This window comes from Gilvimarinus gilvus (assembly GCF_030518155.1).
Classification (GTDB): Bacteria; Pseudomonadota; Gammaproteobacteria; order Pseudomonadales; family Cellvibrionaceae; genus Gilvimarinus; species Gilvimarinus gilvus.
The window spans coordinates 1-21,335 of record NZ_JAULRU010000514.1; the positions used below are offsets into that span (position 1 = coordinate 1).

The following is a 21,335-nucleotide window of genomic DNA, read 5'->3' on the forward strand; positions in this document are numbered from 1 at the left end:
AGCAACACGCTACCAACTGGTTATGGACTTACAACAACGAAAGGCCGAACATGGCCTTGGGTGGCATAACGCCAGTACAAAAACTGGCGTTAGCCGCATAGCCTTCTACTTTTAGCTTCGGTTAAAAATGGGGGGATTACCGGGGAGGCCATTGCCTGGCATCTGCAGCAGGCTCTCAAACTCAAGGACCCCAAGCGGATTGTGTTCTCTGAGATTACGGCTAAAGCCATCAAGGCAGCGATAAGTAAGCCCGGAAAGATCAATTACCGCCGTGTGGCCGCACAAGAGGGGCGTCGCGTCCTAGATAGGCTCGTGGGTTACCGGGTATCACCCAAGCTCGGAGATGTGACCAAGCAGCGAGGCCTCTCCGCCGGCAGAGTGCAATCACCGGCCGTACGTATCGTTGCTGATCGTGAACGGGCCATTCAGGCCTTTGTCGCCACAGATCACTATGGTGCCCGATGGGATCTCGGTGGCTGGTTTGCTGACTGGGACGTCAAACCGTTCCTCCGGGAGGGGCAGGAATACCTGCTTGATCGCTCCCTAGCCGAATGGGTGGCAAATGTCACGGAGGCGTCTGTAATCGCTTGTGAGGAGACTCAGGAGTCCAAGGCACCTCCAGCACCGTTCATCACCTCTACGCTTCAGCAAGCAGCCTCCAGCCGCCTCAAGATGAAGCCGAAGGCCACCATGGCCGCCGCTCAGAAGCTCTACGAGCAAGGCCACATCACCTACATGCGGACTGACACTCCCAATTTATCTGAGGAAGCGTTTGCGCAGATCCAGGACTACGGCCGAGCGAATGGGTTGCCCGTTGTCGATCGTTAACGCACTTGGAAAGTCAAAGGTGATGCCCAGGAGGCGCACGAAGCCGTCCGGCCGACTCACATTAACCAGGTCGAAGCTGGCGAGACCTTGGATCAGCAACAGCTGTATAAGCTGATCTGGCAGCGTACCGTGGCCTCGCAGCTGCAGGAGGCCAAATACGCGGTGCGCACGGTTAAACTCCGGGCTGGCGAGCAGCTGCAGGGTAAGCCCGTCGAGTGCGTGGCCAAGGGTCGGACCGAGTTCTCACCAGGTTGGAGGACGGTCTATGCCAATGATACGCCGGCGTCTAAGCAAGATCCTGAAGAAGCGGCCAATCCGGTACCCAGACTGCAGGAGGGCCAGTTGGTCAAAATTGCTGAGGGCAAAGTCCTGGATAAGCGCACCAAGCCACCCTCACGCTTCACGGAGGCGCAACTGATCAAAGAGCTGGAGAAGCAAGGCATTGGCCGACCATCGACCTACGCCGCGATCATGGAGAACATCATGTCCCGCGGTTACGTCGCCTATGACTCGGCCGGCAAGTACCTGGTACCGACCGATACCGGATACCTGGTGGTGGACTGCCTGGTCGCCAGTCGCTTTAGCTTTATCGAGCTGGATTTCACCAAGTCCATTGAGGCCCAGCTGGACGAGGTTGCGGAAGGCCGCGCCGGCTACAAGGGTGTGATCGCGACTCTGGATGATCGATTGACCGCAGAGCTCACCAATATGGATAACGTCCAAGTCGAGGTGCCGGCCGGAATGAATCACCCGTGCCCGGAGTGCGGGGAGTAGCTGACTCGCCGCCCGGGTAAATCTGGCAAGAAAGCCTGGTGGGGTTGCTCTGGCTACCCTGAGTGTAAAGTGACCCTACCAGACCAAAATGGTAAGCCAGGTAAACCTAAAGAACAGGAAGTGTCTGATACACCTTGCCCGAAATGCGGGAAGGAGCTGGTTCGCCGGAAGAAAGGCGGCAAGTCCGGCTATGACTTTTGGGGTTGTAGTGGATTTCCGAAATGTGATGGGAGGCGACATTTATTGTAGAATAATCAATTAAACGCGTAATTGGGCATGAATATAACTAATTAACACAAGCTATTAGATGCTCCCTCCTTATAGGAGGTGTCATCTACATTGACGAAAACGGATATATAATTTCGTTGGTGGTTTCTTACACTAAGGGGGGTATGGCCTTCTCGAACCTTCAAATACCTTATTTTCGTCGAGGAGAGGCCTTGGCCTGAGCGCCACGAATCCACCAAGATATCTTTAATTCCATACATGGAGCGTTGCATGCCAGAGATAATAACTATTAATGTTTTGGATATCTATCTAGATCCGGAAAATCCGCGTCATGATCCTATTCAGGATCAAGACAAAATTATTGAGCAGCTGCTTAAATCAGACAAAGTTCGGGAGTTGGCTCGAGATATTGCTGCGAACGGACTAAACCCCCTCGAATTACTGGGTGTAATTAAAGATAAGGATAATAACTATATAGCGGTGGAAGGGAATAGACGCCTGTGTTCTCTAAAGTTACTAAATGATCCAGAGTCGGCTCCCGCTGGGGCATCAAAATACTTTAAGCAGCTTTCTGAAGCCAGCACTTTGGTGCCTACGGACATAACCTGCATACAGCTGGAAAATCGAGATGCTGCTGATATCTGGATCGAGCGTAGGCATGAAGGAGAACAAGGCGGGGTCGGAATTAGGCAGTGGAACTCAACACAAAAAACTAGACACAACACGCGTCGTATGAAAAAAGATTCCAACGCGTTGGCATTGTCGATTATTGAATATGCATTCAAGCTTGGTTTAATTACACGTCCAGATGGAGAGAAGAAAATCCTCACAACAGCGTCCAGATATCTGGGAAACCCTTATTTTAGGAAAACAATAGGAGTAGTCTCTGGAAGATCAGATTCCAGCGTGGTTATAAATGTAACTTACGATGATTTTGATAGGGTTATCGAACGTTTTTTGAAAGACATTCTTGATGACACTACAGATGTCAACTCAAGGACCAACAAGGCCTCATGGGAAGGTTACGCTCGCAGGCTAATCAACGAGGGGGATGCACCAGTAAGTCGAGCAGAAAAAATCAAACTGTCAGACCGAAAATCGTTTGATAAGTCTTCCGTCCCGTCCATCGCAGATAATCAATCGCCCACAAGAAATGGAGACATTTCTAGTTCCATCGAACAGGCGGATCAAGAAGCCGATATATCTACCTCAGGTGAAAATCAAAATTATGCAGATAATGGAAAACCAAGACAGTGGGGTTCGCAAACTCAAGATCCAGACAAGAGGAAATATATTCTACCTTACGATTTCAATCCAACAATTTCGGATAAAATATTGAGACGTGTATTCAGAGAGATGAAGAACATTGAAACGGAGCATTATGCATTAGCCGTTTCATTGATTACGAGAGCCTTTCTCGAGAAAGTATACAAAAGCTTTTATGAGTCAAAAATTGACCGAAATGTGCCCAGCAAAACAAATGATGTACTTACCAAAATAATTCCATATATTGAAGGAGTTTTGCATCAACTAAATGGAAGAGAAAAGCAGGCCTTAGGAGCACTAAGAAGAGTTAACTCTAACCCAAACAATGTGCTCTCACCTAAAACACTGGGCGCATTTGCTCACGCAGGTCATTACCCAACGAAAATGGAGCTACACACTCAATGGGATAACATTAGTGAAATTGTAGCGTACATGATTCGTGAGCTGTAGAGCCATGGCCATGCTGTGTACATAATGGTAGAATAGCCCAGAACTGTTAATTATTTGGATTCTAGTATGGCATCAACTCCTTCACCTTTAAGGTATCCCGGAGGCAAAGCAAATATTGTTAGCATGGTCTCTGAGATCATTAAAGATAACAAATTGTGCCGAGGACATTATGCAGAGCCATACGCAGGCGGTGGAGGCCTAGCGTTATCCTTGCTCTTTAAGGGACATGTACATTACATACACTTAAACGATCTTGACCGTTCAATCTGGTGCTTCTGGAATGCGATCCTTAAGAATACGGAAGAATTTATCTCTAGAATAGAAAAAGTAGATATCACTCTTGATGAGTGGTATCGGCAACGGAAAATCCAGAAGGATAGGGATAATCAGAACAACCTGGATGTAGCATTTTCAACATTCTTTCTAAATCGGACTAACAGGTCTGGTGTTATTTTGAAAGCAGGCGTTATTGGCGGTCTCGAGCAAGGCGGGAAATATAAGCTGGACTGTAGATTTAACAAGCAAGGTTTAATTGATAAAATATTAAGAATCAAAAAATATAAGAACAGGATAAATCTATATAACCTGGACGCAATTGATTTCATAAAGGCAACTAGGGGTGAATTGCCAGCCAAAACCTTGTATTGCATCGACCCTCCTTATTTTGTAAAAGGCTCCACACTCTACACAAATTATTATAATCCTGAGGACCACAAGAAAATCGCTAGCCTGCTAAATAGATTGGGCAAGCCGTGGATACTAACTTATGATGATGCTCCTGAAATTCAGGAGTTATATAAAAGTAAGCGGCAATATAGGTTTAATCTAAATTACAGCGCGGGGGTTAAGCGGGTAGGCACCGAATTATTAATCGCGAGCAACAAGGTTTCAATTCCTCACGACCTTAATGTTTCGAAAATATCTTTCCAAGCTGAGAAGGATGAGATTTTTCGTGCTATGTAAATTTTTTCTGATAAATGATGCTTTATCCTGTGTCGATATTTGGATTAACGTTGACTGCAAATAGGATGTTTAAATTACATGATTATTAAAAAGGTCGAGATTGCCAAATTTAGAGGATTTAAAAATGTTGGGTTTTCTCTTGGTGAGTACATCACCCTAATTGCCGGCCAGAATGGAACTCAAAAAAGTACGCTACTGGGGATTCTAACCCAAACATTTACTATCCCGAACGCTGGGCATAAATTTTCAACTGAAAGCCCACTTACAGGAGGAACTTTTCGTTCTGCGTTTCAAGATAAATTCAGGCTATCCCCCACTCTGGACACGGCGGGAAGTCATCTATGGACTTTGTTTTTTCATGATAACAGCATACACCCAGACATTGATGAGTCTGGGGGCTTTACGATAGAAAGCATTCCTAGAAACACCAAAACCTCAGGTACCAAGAAAGGCATCAGATTCTGGCAAAAAGGAAAGCGAGATGCAGGTAGCGGTTATGTTCAAATTCCGGTAATTTTTTTAAGCTTAAAAAGATTGATACCCATTGCTGAAGCTGGAATTTTTAAAAAAAACAACATCTCTCTAACGGACCAAGAAAAACTTTGGTTTTCAAAACATTACAATAAAATTCTGTTGGGCATGGACTCGCTTCAGGAAATAGATTATCTGCACAGCCACTCAAAAAACACATTGGGCGTCACAACCGACTACTACGACTGGAACACTAATTCAGCTGGCCAAGATAATATCAGTAGAATTTTGCTCGCGTTCATATCATTCCAGCGATTAAAGGAAAATTTTAAGGACCACTACAAGGGCGGGATCCTTGCGATCGATGAGATAGACGCAACACTGTACCCTGGCAGCCAGATTAAACTGATAGATTTTTTGAGTTCTCACTGCAAAAAACTTGACGTTCAAGTTGTTGCAACAACCCACTCCCTACACACTATTGATAAAGTCTATAAATTAAAAAATGCTAATGGCAGAAGCCCTCAATTTGGCATAATTTACTTAAAGAAAGTCGATCGCGAGGTTGTGGTCCATGAGAATCCTGACTACAACTCTATTGTTAACAATTTAAATGTCAGCATAGGAAAGACTCATAAAGCACGTAAATTTTTTGTCCATACTGAAGATTCTGAATGCGCCCACTTTGCCAAGGCAATTTTGGGGCGAAAGTATCCAAACTTACACTTTCCTGACATCACTCTAGGTTGTGGCAACCTAATCCAACTCGGAAAGAAAAAGGTGGAGAGCTTCTCACATCCAAATTCAATTGTGATTCTTGATGGTGACGCAAAGAAGGAAGTTAATAGATCAAAGCTGAAGAATTATATTTGTTTGCCAGGAGACCACTCCCCAGAGATTATTTTGGCTGAATTTTTGTCTGGCTTATCCGACAAAAGCCCCTTCTGGGAAGAGAAGCGCGACGGATACTCTAAGCAAGTGTGTTTTTCAGAATTCGATCTCAACGACATAAAATCAGGTAGAACTACGGCCAAAAAGTGGTATCTCCAACAGCTTGATTCCGGTGCGTGGGGAGCCAGGGCTACCAATTTATTTAAATATTTTTTAAAAACTATTCCGGACGAAAAAGCGAAGTTCCTGGCTGAATTTGACTTCATTTACAAGAACCTAAAGCATTGAGAATGCCATATTAATTACATTATGAAACAGGCCTAACATTTCATTTATTTCCGGGATTAGCGAACCAAAACATATGCTTCTTAAGCTGGTCAGAGAAGGAAATAGGATCGCTTTCGAAGAGAATCTAGAAAACATAATGGATCATTTCTTTAATTTTTCAGTTACTGCTCATTCGCTACGAGATTGGTGCATTGAACATCTGTCTCAGCAAGATAAAAGAAAGCAGCTTAATCAAATGTGGGATGCCGAGAAGCATTTAGTTATTGCGAAAGATGTAGCCAATTCGGTAAAGCATTTCAAGATTACTAAATACACTCCTGACGTAAAAGAATCATCACTTTCAACAACGAAAAGAGTTCCGTTTTACCTCGGTCAGGACATAGTGGAAGAAATGGAAAGTGTTCAGCGAGACTTTGAATATCGAGAATCTAAAATCCAAGAAAATCCAAGCTTTGTTGTGACATTTACGGATGGCACTACTGAAGATTTAACAGATTACGCTGTTAAAACAATAAAATATTGGGTTTGCTACTTTGACAGTTATAGCATTCCGCGATCGGTGATAGATTTCAAAGGTGTTTTTTTAATAGGAGCTTTTGGCACTCGATAACATAAAAAATGCCTCAATGCCAACATTGGGGCTACACTTACTTTCCGTTGCCGCTCTTTCGCTTGTTTGCTCGCTTGCGCTTTACTTTGGCTCGTACCCTTTCTGGTCCTTGTGAGTAATAGTGGAGAAATTCCGGCACCGAGAGAAAATGGCTATTTATTGCTAATGTGGAGAAGTTCCGGCAACCCAGGGTGTCCAAGAATTAACTTGCTAAAGTGTACGTATTACTTCGCCTCTAGGCCGATGGTCACGCATTCTGGAGACTCTATTGTGGAGAGATGCCGGTATTACCAGCGTGCCTAGCCTGGATGACCTTCGCTGTGACCGGTAGAGGTGTGTCTATTGGGTTTGTTAAAGTGCGCCTGGCTTTCACGGGTAATGACTCACCGGTGGTCATGCAACTGCTCAGCACGATGGGAGTTTTTGCTGAATTCGAGCGTGTTTAAATTCTGGGGCGTCAACGCGAAGGCATTGAGCAAGCGCGAGCGGCCGGCAAATATCTCGGCAGGAAATCAGCTCTCAATAAAGATGCGAAAGCAGAGCACAAGCAACGTGCGAACGCCGGTGAGACCAAATCCGCAATTGCCAAAAAGTTATCGATCCCATTGGTCTTTGTGATTGAGTGCAGCAATCGATGTGGCTTACAGGTGTTGTTAAAAGTAGAGTTTTAGCAAGCTTTCAGGGCGGGCGATAGGCATCCATAGAGCATGAAGAGCTTGTCTAACGTGCATAAGGCTGTATCTGTTCATGTATGGGTGGGCAGGGCAGCCCACCCCACCCATACAGTCTAGTTAATACCAACCACCCGAAGTTATAGGGGGTTGTGGTGGTTGTGGGTTATATGAGGGGGTGCCTCCACCAATTGTACGATCGCTAGTGGTCATCTTGGACCCCCCAAAAACCAAGGACAACTCGTCGTCTGTTAAACTCACTAATTTGGGGCTAGTGTTACCACTCTTAGAGCCCAGTTTACTTTTAAAAGTATCTATTGCATCCAAAAACTTCATATAATACTCTCCATGATATTAGATTTATTCACTGTTAGTTTTGTCTCCTAAGCTCCACCAGTTAATCGTAGAGCCTTGGTACCATACAAAGTCTCGCGGTTGCTTGTCAAGAGCGTTGCTGGTCATTAACTTTCATGTCAATGTAAGGTGTTTGTATTGCGTGCATATGGACTTGCTGGATCATTTCTGAGCCAGATTCAAAAGATCTCACTTTTCAAGCAGGTTGCTCTGTGAAAGCCTTAATATTTGATGCAGATTCCAATGCACTCTTGACTGAAGCTTAAAGGATGAGCGCAGTACTGGGGTGCATAACGGAATCCAAATCTGTGTCATTCTTGCTGTTGCCGACAAACTACTTGTATTAAGACTCTGCTTGATTTAGATAATCGACAGTTCAGCATCCCGGCGAACCAAATAAATCTATATAATAGTGTTGGCTGATTGCTTATATTGTTGGCCAATAAGACGTAACACTTTCCGGCTTCATCGTCCGGGTGGCCGATCCGGCGGAATTGGACGGAGATTTTGAGTGATAGTCACGCCTGCAGGCTCGTTCGCTTGGTTCGTGGGCGCATCTTTATCCTTAATTGGCTGATGGAGGGGGGGGGGAGCACGATAATCTGCATTACCCTTGACGCTTCACTAAGTATATCTCTATATAACAGTCTGAGAAATATGACACGCGTAGTCAGTTTACCCCCTCCTTGTAGATGGCGACAATGCTCCCCTTTGGAACCACGATTGGTTTTCCTATGTACACTACATGCTTTTACTCGCGGTGATCGCTAGAAGCTTATGATTCAGGGCTACATGTAGTCTTGATGGAAGCTTTGATTGCGCTAAATCTAACTATGGCGCGTTAGAGGGTCACAGTGCAATGGCGCAGGCGGCTAAAGCGTACAGTGGGTGTGTCCAAGAGAAATTTGGGCCATGGCGCTTTATGTTTACTGCGGCTCGGTAGCCTGTAGAGCAGGAAGCCATTTAATTGTAGGGGGTATTGTTAACGCGCAATAACGTACACTGAGAGAGTGGTTTGCTACCAAGGAGAGGAAGAGCTTGAATATTCAGATTTTCGATCATAATCCGCAAACTGCTTCTACCTGAGAGGCGAGCGCGGGTTAGTAGCTGTGATTTCCTGGCGCTATAGAGTCAAGGTGTCTTAAAAGGAGTGAGAGAATTGGAGGAAGGATTTTGAGCGAATGTGCGGTTTTGCATTGACAGTTTCAAATATTCAATATGTCACCTCAATATTGCCATGAAAGGGAGTTGTGTCATTGGGTCCGCTTTCGATTCTCCTAATGCTAATTTTCTGGCGGGGTGTGGGCTAAGTCGACAGTCAGGTTTGAGACAAATCCTAAGTAACTATTGAGGTTTATATTGGTCGCTTGACGAATGTTTTTGATTGGGGGAGTCAGCCAATCGAGGAAGCTGGATCAGTGCCAAAAAATACTTCAAAATCTTGAGTGGTGATTTTGGTGACACTATTGATGTGCCTATTAGTATTGTTGCAAAGTTTTTTGTTGAGATTGTTGGTAATCTGAAGAGTTGTGTTTCTGAAAGAGATCCAGCTTTCTGGGTTGAAGCTTTCTTTATTTAAAATTAACTTTGCGAAAATATTTTCTGCTACAGGTAAGTGGTTATAAGAAAACCAATATCGCATATGAAGTGTCTTGTAAAATGCATGATCTAGTGGGCGGTTGTAGTTTGCCATTTCTATAGACACATTGAAATATGAAATGCCAGGAATAGTTAGTATGTTTTCGTTAGAAAGTACTTCTTCTATGGTAAATTTGTGTTTCAATTTTAAGCAAATTAGTCTGGCAGTTGAATATAGTAAGAACAAAAGCTCCAGTTCATTTACTACTTTTGAATGTCTTACAAGGCCCAAATGATTGCCAGAGTTAATTTCTGATATGATTTTATGGTTTATTGTTACCATCGAAAGTATATCCCGGATAATTCTTGGCGGTGCTGCGCATACTTCGAATCTCCCAATCAGCAAATTATCTCTATTGGCGATGTCTAACATGTCATCAATTGATAAATCGGTCAGAGATTCGAGCATAGCCTCAATTTCGTCATTTTCGTTGATTTTGTTAAGTATGTGCCAAGTTAGAGTAATTATTCCGTGACAAAATTTTGCGATGGTAGCTAAAGATGATTTTAAGTGAACACAATCATTATTTTGGGGCGTATTGTTCTTTGATATTGTCCAGTAAGAGGAGTAGCGAAAGCCAATGTATGAAAAAATATTTAATTTTTCAAGTGACGTTAAACTGTTCCATGATGTGTCCATGTCTTTTTCGATGGATACGCATATTTCTTGTATTTCGCGGTGTATCTCCCTCTGTTGCAGAGAGTATGATTTAAGTGCTCCTCTATTCATAGGGTTTATGTGCAGATGACGAGAGTCTCGAAAGCTACACCTGACATAATCTTTCTTGGGTGGCTTGAAGGAGGGGGAGCGACCTTCAAGAATAGTTCGACCGCTTTCGTCTAATCCATCTATACGAGAGAATATTTGAAAGCAAGGTCGGTGCCGAAGATAGTCATGCGAAAGCGGGTGGATTGATCGGATGTTTGGTTTCATTAAAGTTGGGTCCTTAGGGTGTGGAAGGGATATCGGAGTATTTATCTTTCGAGGCTTGTTACTATATGGTTGCAGATGTTATTTAAGGAATTCGATTCTCTTGTCTTCTTTGAATAGCAACTTATACTATCTTTAGTGGGTGTATTTGAGAGCATGTAGGTAATGTCATTCACCGCCTTGTTGATGTCAAAATTTGATGCTGGCTGACTCATCGCAACGCCGATTTCCGATAGCCGTCTAGCATTATCGAATTGGTCAAATTCTACCGGCCTTATGTATTGAGGAATTCCTGCGTAAAGAGCTTCCGCGCAGGTTCCGATTCCACCATGGTGAATAATGGCATCTGACACTAAAAGTAACGGTCTTAGGGGGGTGTAGTTTAATTTCAGGATCTGATCGAATGATGTGCTAAAGGAGGTTTGGTGCTTGGATAAAAATATTCCTGGTCTTTCGAGTTTTTTTAAAATGACTTCGGCGTCCGAAAAAAATTTGTTTGCTTCTTTGACATTGGTCCCGCATGTGAAAATTATGGGGTGAGGAAACTTCTTTAAGAAATTTTGTATTTTGTTAGGCAGGGTGGACTCCATGGGTGGGTCCATTACATTGGTAAAGCCTAACGCTCCACAGGTTGGCTCTGGGTTTGAGGAGGTACAGTTCAGAAGCCATTCTGGAAACAAGCCGATCTCGTCGTAAAGATTGCTGGCCATGAAGCGCATGATTTTGAAATAGCTGAAATTTGGTGATGTCGTATTGTTATGAATAATTTTGAGCATCCACTCTACTTGCTTATACATGTGGTATTTCGTTTTGTAACCGAAGATGCTGCGCTTTAGTCGTGAATTAATGCTTTCATTAGGGAATTTTTTGTATAACCATTTTGTTGTTGTGTCATTAAATTCGTAGTTGCAAGGTGAGAGCGTAAGCTTCAAATATTTGGTGTTAGTTTCTAAACTGGCCAGCATTGCCCCGTTAACCCTGGCAGGAGAGGCAACCAGAGGCTTGGGTATAGTCTTGAGTAAATCGCGGGTCCGAACGTATTCGCGTAGATATGTTGGGACGATATATTCTTGAAATAGGTTTCTATATCTTATACTTGAAGGGTTGGATTCTTCAAGTCGAAGTGATTTCTCATATTCAGAAGCACTTCCTGTGGAAATGAATTTTATTGATAGGTCATTGATCTGATCTCGATAAACATCATTGGTAAGTATTATAGGAGTGATTTCGCTTTGCTTTAGTTGCAAAGATATATCAATAAGGGGGTTTACGTCACCGTGACTTCCCGAGCCTACAAGTACCACACTCGGAGGGCTCTGGTTGGACAAAAAATTGTTTCTCCTAGTATTCATCTGTCTGATGGCTGGTGATGATTTTCTTTAGATGTTTACCTTTTTTTTGCGGGGTTTCTAATCTCATATTCTTTTTGTGTTTCTTAGAAATGTAATCAATAGAATACCCAAACCTCTCAAGATGATCTATGAGCGGTCTGGCTTTTCTTATATTATTGTTTAGTAGGTGGACCCTAAGTGCCCAATAGACTATGTCTATATAGGCATATGGGTGAGCTTTAAAAATATTCAGGTTCTTGTTAATTATCTTCTCATATATGGAGTCCTCAGAGTATCTAGTAAAGTTCGCCGATAGTCTAGTTTCATGTTTTTCGTTTTTCACTATTGCTATATGCTCTACGGAGCAAACCTTTACTCTATTTCCTATGATTCGGATAAACAAGTCTGTGTCCTCGCCAACGGGAAGACTTGCATCAAATCCGTTGATGCTTAGAAATATTTTCCTTCTGATGGTGACTCCAAAGGAAATGCCTGCAGTTAATAATCTTCTGAGACTCTCTTCTTGAGAAAGGACTCTTCCGCAATATAGATAATTGAACTCGCCGTCGGCTCTCTTGGAGTAGATGCCACCCCAAAATAATGATATCGATGGGTTTGACGCCATTTTATTAATAAGTGCATCCAAGTAGCCAGGGTAGACTTCGTCATCGTCATCCAAAAACAATAACCACTTTCCTGAAGCTAATTTTGCTCCAATATTTCTTGATTGTGAAACGCCAGTGTTAGTTTTGTTTACTTGGTACTGCAGGGGTGTGCGCGCCCTAATTGAAGTAATTACCCTTGTGTAGTCTTTGGTTGAGGCGTCGTTTATAACGATTAATTCCGCTAGATAGTCGTACTTAGTAGCGTCTGCTAGGAGGCTCTCAATGCATTTAAGTAACAGTAGTGGCCTATTGTAAGTAGGAATAATAACCGAAAATTGCGGTTGCTTCTGTCTACGCTTTATTATATTTATCACGTCAATCTCTTCGAGGATTTGATTTGGTGCATTTACGCTCTATTGTATTCTCGGTGTTGAGATAAATAAAGTCTGAACTCATTTGGCTCATCTTCATAATGGTCGATTGGATGTGATCAACCAATAACTGTTTGACCATATGTCGGTGGAGCTTTGTAACTTGGCGGCATTCAACTCTATGGAGGTTTGCTTGTAACCTCATTATGCCCGCGCCTACAATCCCGTCGAGAAGCTTTTGTTGGCAGACTGAAGAAGTGGGTCGTATTGTATGGTTGACAAAGTTTGATGGTTCTTAGTATCGTAAACCGTGGGCGCTGGTATTTTCTTGGGGTTGGTTTAAATAGAGAATAAATAATATAAATACATGGAGGGTTGATGTGAGGTTAATAAGAGTCGTTGGTGCATTTAGAGTCAAGCAAGGTTCATTAATTGACAAGCCGCCGAGCTAACTTACGAGCAGGCGTGTTTGGTGGGCAAGAATTCAAGACGACTCAGGGGCTAATCCAGGCGGCGTCCCGGGAGCCGCGGTGAGGGTGTCTATCAGCCCCAAATAACTCCTGGCGGCTGGCGCTGAAAACAGTGAGGGGTGGTCGCCCCGGTTTCCTTTTCGATCTACAGTCCTTAGTGGCTCAGCTTCGACTCACTGTCGGTAATTCATGGCGTGTGTTTGCAATTTGCACCTATATACGAGCCTTTTTGACGATTCGCACATCCTTACAGGCCCGAAGGGTTATGGTCACGCGACGATACGAAGTAGTGTTTAAGGGAGGGTGTTCTAATGCCTGCTCCCTTTCGCTATCAATTGGGTTGTTTGTGAATTTTTCATTTGGCGCGCTTGCACAAGTTGCCGAGATCTAGTTGCATAATGACTGCTAAAGCAGATCTCCTTCTAAGGGGCGTTAGGTTGAGAAGTGTACTACACAGATGTACTAGTTTTGGACTAAGTTCCACGCCGTGGTGTTTGCTTGAAAATCAAGGGCAACGCCTTCGCTAGTATTGAAGGCTAACATAAAGGAATGATCTGGACTGCTTATGTATTTTTGCCGTTGTTATATCCGTTTTGTTTCTTGCTGGTGCTACATTTTGCAGCTCTTGTCCGAACTTAGTAATTAAATTGAAAATATTAACAATAACATTCAAAGAAATTCTCTAGTACTTTTCAGAGATTAAGCCTTTTCATAGTTTTGTAGTGTAAAAACAATGCCTAACGACTTATTTAGATCGGAAGCCGTTGAGAGCTTCAATGATCGACTAAGTGGCCGCGTGGTTTTATCTCCTTCTCGTGCGGTTACCTCGGTGCTTTTTGCAATTTTGATATTGATCTTATTGTTTGTTGTTGCTGCTTTTTTGCTGTCGTATTCCAGCACATCAAATTTAAAAGGCTGGATCACGACCGGAGAGGGCGTGAGTAACATATATGGGCGCAATGGCTACAATTTAGTTCAGTTGTATGTAGCCAACGGAGATCTGGTTAATAAGGGCGAGGTTGTAGCGAGAATACAAAAGAATCAGTATTCGGACTACGACAAGTTTCTGCATCAGCAATTGGAACAGTTAGAGGTCTTGATTGGCGAAAAGCAGCGAGCGAATGATAAAGAGTTTAATGAATATAGAGGGGAGTTACTGAAGCAAAGAAAAAAAATTGCAAAAGAAATAGACTTGTTGATTGAAGAGTTGAGTCAACTTTCAGAGGCTGTGACGATCTACGAGGCGGTCAAGTTGGCTAACGCTTCTCTTTACGAGAAATCGTTGATTTCCGAGCTGCAATGGGCAAATGTTAAGCGGGAGGAGCTTGGCCTTAATGAGAGAGTTTTGTATAAGCAGCGCTTGATATCTGAGCGGCGAAGAGAGTTGTCATCATTAAATGTAGAGATTTCTAGGATTGATGGATTAGAGCTTAGAGAAAAGCTAAGTATTAGTTTTAGCTTGATTGATCTAGCCTCTCAAAACTCATTATTGGGAAGCAGCGAGGGGATTAAAGTAGTTAGCCCTTTAGATGGAGAAGTTATCGCCCTTGATGCAAAAAGGGGAGATTCTCTAACAAATGAAAATGTTCTGATGTCTATTACAAGGAGAAATTCCCAATACACTATTGAGGCATGGGCCCCTATGCCTGCACTGGAGAATCTAAGTTTGGGTCAGGAAGCTCGAGTAGAAATGGATACCTATCCAGCCGAAAAATATGGGTACTTAAAGGCAAGTGTTGTGAGTATCGGAGAAAAGCCTACCCTGCCGAGTGATACATTGTTTGCGCCCGTTTCCAGTCGAATTCCAGTATATAAAGTTACCTTGGCATTTAGTGATGTGCCAGAGCTAAATGAAAAGATGGAGCTCAAGTTGGGGATGCTCCTTAATGTGAAGGTCGTTCAAAGAAAGCAAAAACTTTATAAATGGGTTGAGCAGTACTTTAAAAAGTTGGGTAAATAAGAATATTAATATGAACTTTATCAGTTTTTCGGTTGGGAAAAGCCTTCCAGTTATTCTTCAGGAGGAGTATGCAGAGTGTGGTCTAATTTGTCTGTGTATGATATCGGGGTTTCACGGACGCCACTATGATTTAGCATCCCTTCGGCAAAGTCATAATATTGGACGTCAAGGTATGAGCCTGGTAGAGCTTATGGACGTAGGAGAAAGTATGGGGCTAAACTGTCGACCGGTAAAGGCAGGTTTAGACGATATTCGGGCACTAAAGTTGCCGGCAATTGCTCACTGGAGAATGGAGCACTTTGTCGTAATTAAGTCCGTTCAGCGCAATCGAGTTATCATACATAACCCTTCTAGCGGAGAAGTAAGTTGTACTTTTGATAGCTTCTCGAAAGCTTATACCGGAGTGGCAGTCGAGGTTCTTCCAAGTAGTTCCTTTGCGAAAAAAGATGATAGAAAGAAGGTGGGGTTGAAGAGTTTTTGGTCTGGGCTAGTAGGTTTGCGTAGCTCGATGGTTCAGGTGTTTTCTGTCTCAATCGTTTTCCAGTTGCTGGCATTGCTATCACCCTTGATGATCCAGTTTGTTGTGGATGGGGGAATTGGATCGGGTGATAGCGGGCTACTCGTGTCCATTGCGGTAGGTTTCTTTTTGCTGCTTCTATTGCAGGTGGCGGTTGAGGCTATACGGGACTTCTGTGTTTTAAAAATGTCATCAGACCTCAATATGCAAATGGCTTCCAATTTATTTCAACATTTAATGAAGCTTCCATTTTCATTCTTTGAGTCGAGAAAAGTAGGAGATATTATAAGTAGGTTTTCCTCAATGGATGAGGTCCGTCTAGTTTTGTCAAAAAGTTTGGTAAGCTCTCTTGTGGATGGGGTCATGGCAGTAATGATAGTTGTTGCCATGTTTCTTTACAGTTTTGAATTGTCCTTAGTGGTGTTGTCTGCATTCTCACTGTTTGTAATTATAAGGCTTTCTTTGCACAATAGATATTTGGAATGCTGTAAAAAGCGAATTCTTTCAAAGGCACAATTAGACTCTACATTGATTGAATCGGTTCGGGCTTCCTTGGTTATTAAGCTTAATCAGTTAGAGCCATTACGTAACCAGCTATGGAGAGGAAAGCTTTCTATGTTGGTTAACTCTGATATAAGAGTTAACCAATGGGGTATGCTCTTTAATGCTATTAAGGTGGTGATATATGGCGCAGAGAATATTCTGGTGGCAGCTATTGGTGCAATATTTGTAATTCAAGAGGTGATGTCCCTGGGGATGTTCTTCGCGTTTTTTGCTTACAAAGCTCGTTTGATACAAGCATTAGACCGTATGTTCAATGAGTTGTTGAACATAAAAACACTGAGATTGCATTTCGCTCGGCTTGGCGACATTGTTTTAGAGGCGCCAGATGTATCTTTAATGAAAGATACGGGTTTAGATAATAATGAAGTTTCTACTTGGGAAATTGAGGTTTCCGGTCTTACCTATTCTTACCAAAAGGATGTGTGTGTTATTGAGGATCTAAACTTTAGTGTTGGTGAGGGAGAGTCGGTAGCGATAGTGGGGCCAAGCGGAAGTGGAAAGAGCACGCTTTTGAAATGTATGTTGGGACTACTTGAGCCTAAGAAAGGAAGTGTTCGATTGGGCGGTAGATCTATCAGTAGTATCTCGAAATATCGTTCATATGTTTCTTCGGTGATGCAGGATGATCAGTTGCTCAGTGGTTCCATAGCCGACAATATTGCGAATTTTTCTCCGAGAATTGATATGGAGCTTGTTGAACATGTGGCTAGGGTTGCAATGATACATGATGAAATTAAGTTGATGCCAATGGGATATAGGACGCGAATTGGAGATATGGGAAATTCGTTAAGTGGTGGGCAGAAACAACGAGTTGTTCTCGCAAGAGCGTTGTACAAAAAACCAAAAATATTGTACTTAGATGAGGCTACAAGTCATTTGGATGAAAAGACAGAGAAGGAAATTAGCAAAAATATAGCAAAGTTAGATATTACTAGGATAATTGTAGCGCATAGGCAGGAAACAATATCAAGCGCTGATAGGATAGTATCAATTAGTCGGTAGCTTAATTGAGATTGGGTATATACAGTTGTAGTTACGTTTACAGAATAGGTAGGAATATTCTTTTACGTTTAATTGCAGGTTCGTTTATGGAAGTTGTTTTGATAATTTTTCGGTATTTTCAATTAAAATTTATGGCACGATGACGTAAAAGTGGAATTGGTTGAAATGAGAGCCTCAGGTTTTGATATTGGTAAGATAGTTTCAAGATACGAAAAATTTGTCTCTCCAAATGGTTTCCTGTTGTTGACGGGATCCATTGCGGAGGGTTTTTCTAACAGAACTTCTGATGTGGACCTTATTCTAGTCACTGACTACAAAGACGATGTCAAGAGAAGCTCAGAAAACTACGCTATAGAGTATTTATATGATCGACGCGTGGAGATGACTGTTTTTAGTCTGCTTGAGTTTCGTGATTACGTAAGACAAATTAATGATAAAGCCCGAATAAAGGGTGGCATGAGAACGGGAAAGATAATTAGTTCTAAACCTATACTCAATCCTAGAAATTATGAAGTTGAACTAAAAAGTTTCGATCGAGATCGCTTTCTAGAAAAAAGATTTGCCTTTTATGAGTCGTATAGTACGAGTATATATGAAGATTTCGAGGGGGCGATTAAGTCGAGCAAGATGAATTGTGCTGGAATTTGGGCCAGGGAGCTTTTAGTGGTTTGCGCGGAGCAACTTCTTTTTTCTATGGGTGATATGTACGAAAAGAGAAAGTGGGTTGTGGATCGATTCGCTAATACCGTTGGTAAACTCTGTGGGTCCGCTGCGATCAATTTTGAAAAGTTATATTGTAGTTGGAGTGGGAGCTACACCAGTTTAGAACAATATCTATCTGATTTATTTATAGAAGTATGGACTTACAAGCTGATTATCTATTTTAAGTTTCCATTTAGTTCTTACGACCTGCTAAAGGAAGAGCTTGAGTTATCTGGTGCCAGAAGTTTTCCCAACAATTATTTCTATGTTCAACTAAACGGTTTGAAAAACTACATACTGATTACTAATGGTGAAGCGTACGTGGCTGATTCGAATGATGTCTTTTTACGACTACTCCGGGCCTCGTTAGGCGGTGTAGAAACCACAAATGATTATGCGTTAAAGAAGTTTTACTTGTAATTGATCAGTCTGCAGGCTAAGTGAGCTCTGAAGGAATAAGAAAGATATCAAGTATTCCAGGACATTAGAAGAATTAGAGAAAGTCAAAGATGATAAAACTTAGTAATAGTGACAGTTCTATTTGGTTTAAGTTCTTTTATCGCGAGTGCGTTTAAGTATATGCGGGGCGCTATATTCTATTAGCTAGGTATTGATAGATTAGCTGTAACAATTTTGAAAATGGGTCTTGTTTTTCGGATTAAAATTTCTGAATTGCGTGACAAAATATGCAAGTTATAAGGAAGGTGGAAATGATTCGTAGCGGGAAAAAGAAAGAGTTGTCTGGTGAGAATCCATTCTCTAATTTTGTTAGAGCAGATATTCCGGGTCGTTTCAATGAGTTGGATGTATTGATGCGACAGGAAGATTGGCTGCAAGCAAGTGCTCAGAGTGAGGAGATAATTCCACCATATGAGGTACTAATACATCCGTCTAGTGCATGTAATTTAGCATGTGCTTGGTGTATTGGCGATCATGTTCCCATTATCGCTAAGAGCGGAAGCCTTATTAACTTAGTTGACGCTTCGAAAACAGCTGAGGAAACCCTTCCAAATATCTTGTCTAATGTCCAGAATATGGAATCGCTAATTCAAGGGATTCTGGACTATAAGAAGAAGGTGTCATTCTTGAAGAATGGAAAAATGGTAGAGCGAGAGTTTGGTATCAATACAATTTCATTTTCTGGACTTATTGGTGAGCCGCTTTCCAGTAAAGCGTCAGTTTTGAAAGCAATGAACATGGCGGTTGAGTCGGGAAAGCGAGTTGGAATCTTTACCAATGGAGTGCTTATGGATCAGCGGGTGATAGATGTGTTCTCGCGAATTGACTATGTCCATCTCAGTTTAGATGCTTCTACTGCAGATGTTTATGGCTGGTTAAAGTTTGGTGATGCAAAAAAGGGAGAGGATAGATTTCACAAGGCTGTTGAAAATCTATCTAAACTTGTGAGTAAGAGAAACGGAGATCCTTCATCAAGCCTTAGAGTCAATACCTCATTTATTCTTTATCCGGAAAATTATTCTCAAGTGTATGACGCAGCCAAGCTTGTAAAGGAAATTGGAGTAGATTGTTTCCGAGTGAAAACCGATAACTCTGGAAGTCGTGTACTGAGTCCAAGTCAGGTTTTAGAGTGTAAAGCCTTGTTGGATAAAATTGAACAAGATCTGGTCGATGAAGACTTTGATTTTATTCGAATTCATACTTTTGACAGGGGGGTGGATTTCGATCGAAACTTTTCAAAATGTAGGATTACAGACATGATGGCGGCTGTAGGGTCAGATGGCTGTCTTTATCCATGTAATTACCACCCAAGGCCTGGTGGTCATAATTATGGCAGTGCCGTCGCAAATAGTTTTAGCGATATTTGGGAGGGGGAGTTGAGATTATCAATGAAGTGTGGAATGCCTAAAATTTGCCCAGATGTATGCGATCCTTTTAAGACGAGGTCAAATGCATTACTTGAGCGCTTCGATTCAATTAGCTATGAGGTAGGCCAAGAAAAAGCTTTTGGGTATGTTAAAGCGCTATCGGAGGAATTGAACATTGAGAGATAGATATCAAGTATTAGTTTTTTCCTACTTTAAGAAAAAAAGCGGGCTGCGCTATTTAATTTTAAAGCGAAGCGATAACTCGTGTTGGCAGGGAATTGCTGGAGGAGGCGAGATGAATGAGTCACCTCTAGAGGCCGCAAGGAGAGAGGCCTTTGAAGAGGCTGGGATCCCAATGAATGCTAATTATATTTCACTCGACTCCATGTGTACCGTTCCAATCAGGTATTTTCCTGAATTAGCATCTACGGACGGTTCCCTCGTTATACCAGAGTATGCATTCGGTGTGGAGTCCAAAACTATGGATGTATGCCTTTCGATTGAACACACGGAGTATACTTGGAGCTCATATGAGGAAGCAGTTGATAAGCTTAAGTGGGATAGTAATGTCAATGCACTCTGGGAACTACATACCCGTCTTAATCAATAGGTGTATGGTGAAAGGATGAAAGCCTATGTGTCGATTCATGGAATCGTTTTTTCAATCGATAATAAAAATATGCTTCGCTCTACGAGAGAATTTTTTAGAGGTTGGTTAGACGATGCGCATCAGAATATGTCTGAGCATTGGCAAGTTTGTTTCGGTGAGAATAACAAAGAACCATTAATGATCGGTAAAATATTTAGTAATGAAAATTGGTTCTCTAGTGATGATGTGCATGAGGTTCATAATGCTAGTGCGAATATTCGTTATCAAGTAGACCTTAAGAACAAAAAGCTGTTGGTGAGAGAAAGTTCCGTAAGCCAATCCTTATTGCTTTCTGTAAATAGAATTATTCGATGTGTTGTGTTTTGGGAGTTAATGGCGCGTGGATGTGTCCCATTTCATGCTGCGTCAGTGTCTAGAGGTGGTAGGTCTGTTTGTGTTTCCGGAAATAAGCACTCAGGAAAAACTACATCTATGCTGAATCTATTGAAAACGAAAAAGTTCGACATGCAGGCTAATGATAAAGTTCTACTTCGGTCCGATAATTCCGAATATTTTTGTTTTTCTCTACCAATTTCTGTAAATGTTAGGCCAGGAACGGCCAATTTGTTTTCCATGAAAGATAGAGCTGACCACTATTATCGATTAAATATGTCTACTTTGGAGTTGTGTAATACATTTGGGGTAAGGCCTACCTTTAAAACATTCTTACAGGGTTTTATCTATACCACTTATGAGCCTGGAAGTGGGGAGCTAGAAGTCTACAGGATTGAATCTAAGCAGGAAAGGTTGCGTCAGCTCAAATCTAATCGATTAAGTAATATTTACGGTGATCATGATTTTTGGAAATTTTGTAGTGGCCTTAACCAGCGATTTGTTAATAAGTTCTATGAAGATTTTTCAAAGTTGCCTTCTTATAGGGTCATTCAGAGAGACAATACAAGTTCAATATTTGTAGATTTAGTAGAGTCAATGATGGGGTATTCGGATGGCAATGTTTAGGAGTGGGGGCATGCA

The 21,335-nt window shown here is 42.2% G+C and carries 15 protein-coding genes and 1 pseudogene; 13 read left to right on the top strand and 3 right to left on the bottom strand.

All coding sequences use genetic code 11. From position 1 onward, the window contains the following. Positions 1-201: 201 nt before the first annotated feature. The 7 genes and pseudogenes from QWI17_RS09145 (at position 202) to QWI17_RS09175 (ending at position 7,215) form a co-directional block, all read left to right on the top strand. Positions 202-1,602, top strand: a pseudogene (locus QWI17_RS09145) (type IA DNA topoisomerase). Beyond that, positions 1,603-1,851 (top strand): topoisomerase DNA-binding C4 zinc finger domain-containing protein, encoded by a 249-nt coding sequence (locus tag QWI17_RS09150; protein ID WP_302722327.1) that lies wholly within the window; start codon positions 1,603-1,605, stop codon positions 1,849-1,851. A gap of 249 nt (positions 1,852-2,100) precedes the next feature. Next, positions 2,101-3,546, top strand: coding sequence for a ParB N-terminal domain-containing protein (locus QWI17_RS09155; RefSeq protein WP_302722203.1), 1,446 nt, complete (start codon positions 2,101-2,103; stop codon positions 3,544-3,546). A 66-nt stretch (positions 3,547-3,612) separates the two neighbouring features. Then, complete coding sequence (locus QWI17_RS09160; protein WP_302722204.1) at positions 3,613-4,509, top strand: DNA adenine methylase; 897 nt, start codon at positions 3,613-3,615, stop codon at positions 4,507-4,509. 78 nt (positions 4,510-4,587) lie between these two features. Continuing rightward, positions 4,588-6,159 (top strand): AAA family ATPase, encoded by a 1,572-nt coding sequence (locus tag QWI17_RS09165; RefSeq protein ID WP_302722205.1) that lies wholly within the window; start codon positions 4,588-4,590, stop codon positions 6,157-6,159. A gap of 136 nt (positions 6,160-6,295) precedes the next feature. Further along, positions 6,296-6,769, top strand: coding sequence for a hypothetical protein (locus QWI17_RS09170; protein ID WP_302722206.1), 474 nt, complete (start codon positions 6,296-6,298; stop codon positions 6,767-6,769). Between the two features lie 278 nt (positions 6,770-7,047). Continuing rightward, on the top strand, positions 7,048-7,215 hold the full coding sequence (locus tag QWI17_RS09175; protein ID WP_302722207.1) for a hypothetical protein: 168 nt from the start codon (positions 7,048-7,050) through the stop codon (positions 7,213-7,215). Positions 7,216-9,187: 1,972 nt separating this feature from the next. On the opposite strand, the gene QWI17_RS09180 is transcribed toward QWI17_RS09175, so the two are convergent. The 3 genes from QWI17_RS09180 to QWI17_RS09190 all read right to left on the bottom strand — a co-directional run bounded on the left by QWI17_RS09180 (position 9,188) and on the right by QWI17_RS09190 (position 12,673). Next, positions 9,188-10,072 carry a hypothetical protein gene (locus tag QWI17_RS09180; RefSeq protein WP_302722208.1) on the bottom strand — a complete coding sequence of 295 codons (885 nt, stop codon included), beginning with the start codon at positions 10,070-10,072 and terminating at the stop codon, positions 9,188-9,190. Positions 10,073-10,407: 335 nt separating this feature from the next. Next, the gene (locus tag QWI17_RS09185; RefSeq protein WP_302722209.1) at positions 10,408-11,691 is read right to left on the bottom strand and encodes a glycosyltransferase; all 1,284 of its coding nucleotides are present in this window, start codon (positions 11,689-11,691) and stop codon (positions 10,408-10,410) included. A gap of 13 nt (positions 11,692-11,704) precedes the next feature. Next, the gene (locus QWI17_RS09190; protein WP_302722210.1) at positions 11,705-12,673 is read right to left on the bottom strand and encodes a glycosyltransferase family 2 protein; all 969 of its coding nucleotides are present in this window, start codon (positions 12,671-12,673) and stop codon (positions 11,705-11,707) included. A 1,200-nt stretch (positions 12,674-13,873) separates the two neighbouring features. Here QWI17_RS09190 and QWI17_RS09195 point away from each other — a divergent pair. From QWI17_RS09195 to QWI17_RS09220, 6 genes are all read left to right on the top strand, one after another. Further along, complete coding sequence (locus QWI17_RS09195; protein WP_302722211.1) at positions 13,874-15,100, top strand: HlyD family secretion protein; 1,227 nt, start codon at positions 13,874-13,876, stop codon at positions 15,098-15,100. Positions 15,101-15,110: 10 nt separating this feature from the next. Then, positions 15,111-17,183: a peptidase domain-containing ABC transporter gene (locus QWI17_RS09200; RefSeq protein ID WP_302722212.1), complete on the top strand. Its 2,073-nt coding sequence runs from the start codon at positions 15,111-15,113 to the stop codon at positions 17,181-17,183. A 150-nt stretch (positions 17,184-17,333) separates the two neighbouring features. Next, positions 17,334-18,305: a nucleotidyltransferase domain-containing protein gene (locus QWI17_RS09205; protein WP_302722213.1), complete on the top strand. Its 972-nt coding sequence runs from the start codon at positions 17,334-17,336 to the stop codon at positions 18,303-18,305. Between the two features lie 290 nt (positions 18,306-18,595). Next, entirely contained in the window at positions 18,596-19,897 is a 1,302-nt protein-coding gene (locus QWI17_RS09210; RefSeq protein ID WP_302722214.1) for a radical SAM/SPASM domain-containing protein, read from the top strand. Next, the gene (locus QWI17_RS09215; RefSeq protein WP_302722215.1) at positions 19,887-20,321 is read left to right on the top strand and encodes an NUDIX hydrolase; all 435 of its coding nucleotides are present in this window, start codon (positions 19,887-19,889) and stop codon (positions 20,319-20,321) included. Before QWI17_RS09210 ends, QWI17_RS09215 begins: the two co-directional genes overlap by 11 nt. Positions 20,322-20,336: 15 nt before the next feature. Beyond that, positions 20,337-21,320 (top strand): hypothetical protein, encoded by a 984-nt coding sequence (locus QWI17_RS09220; protein WP_302722216.1) that lies wholly within the window; start codon positions 20,337-20,339, stop codon positions 21,318-21,320. Positions 21,321-21,335: the final 15 nt, after the last annotated feature.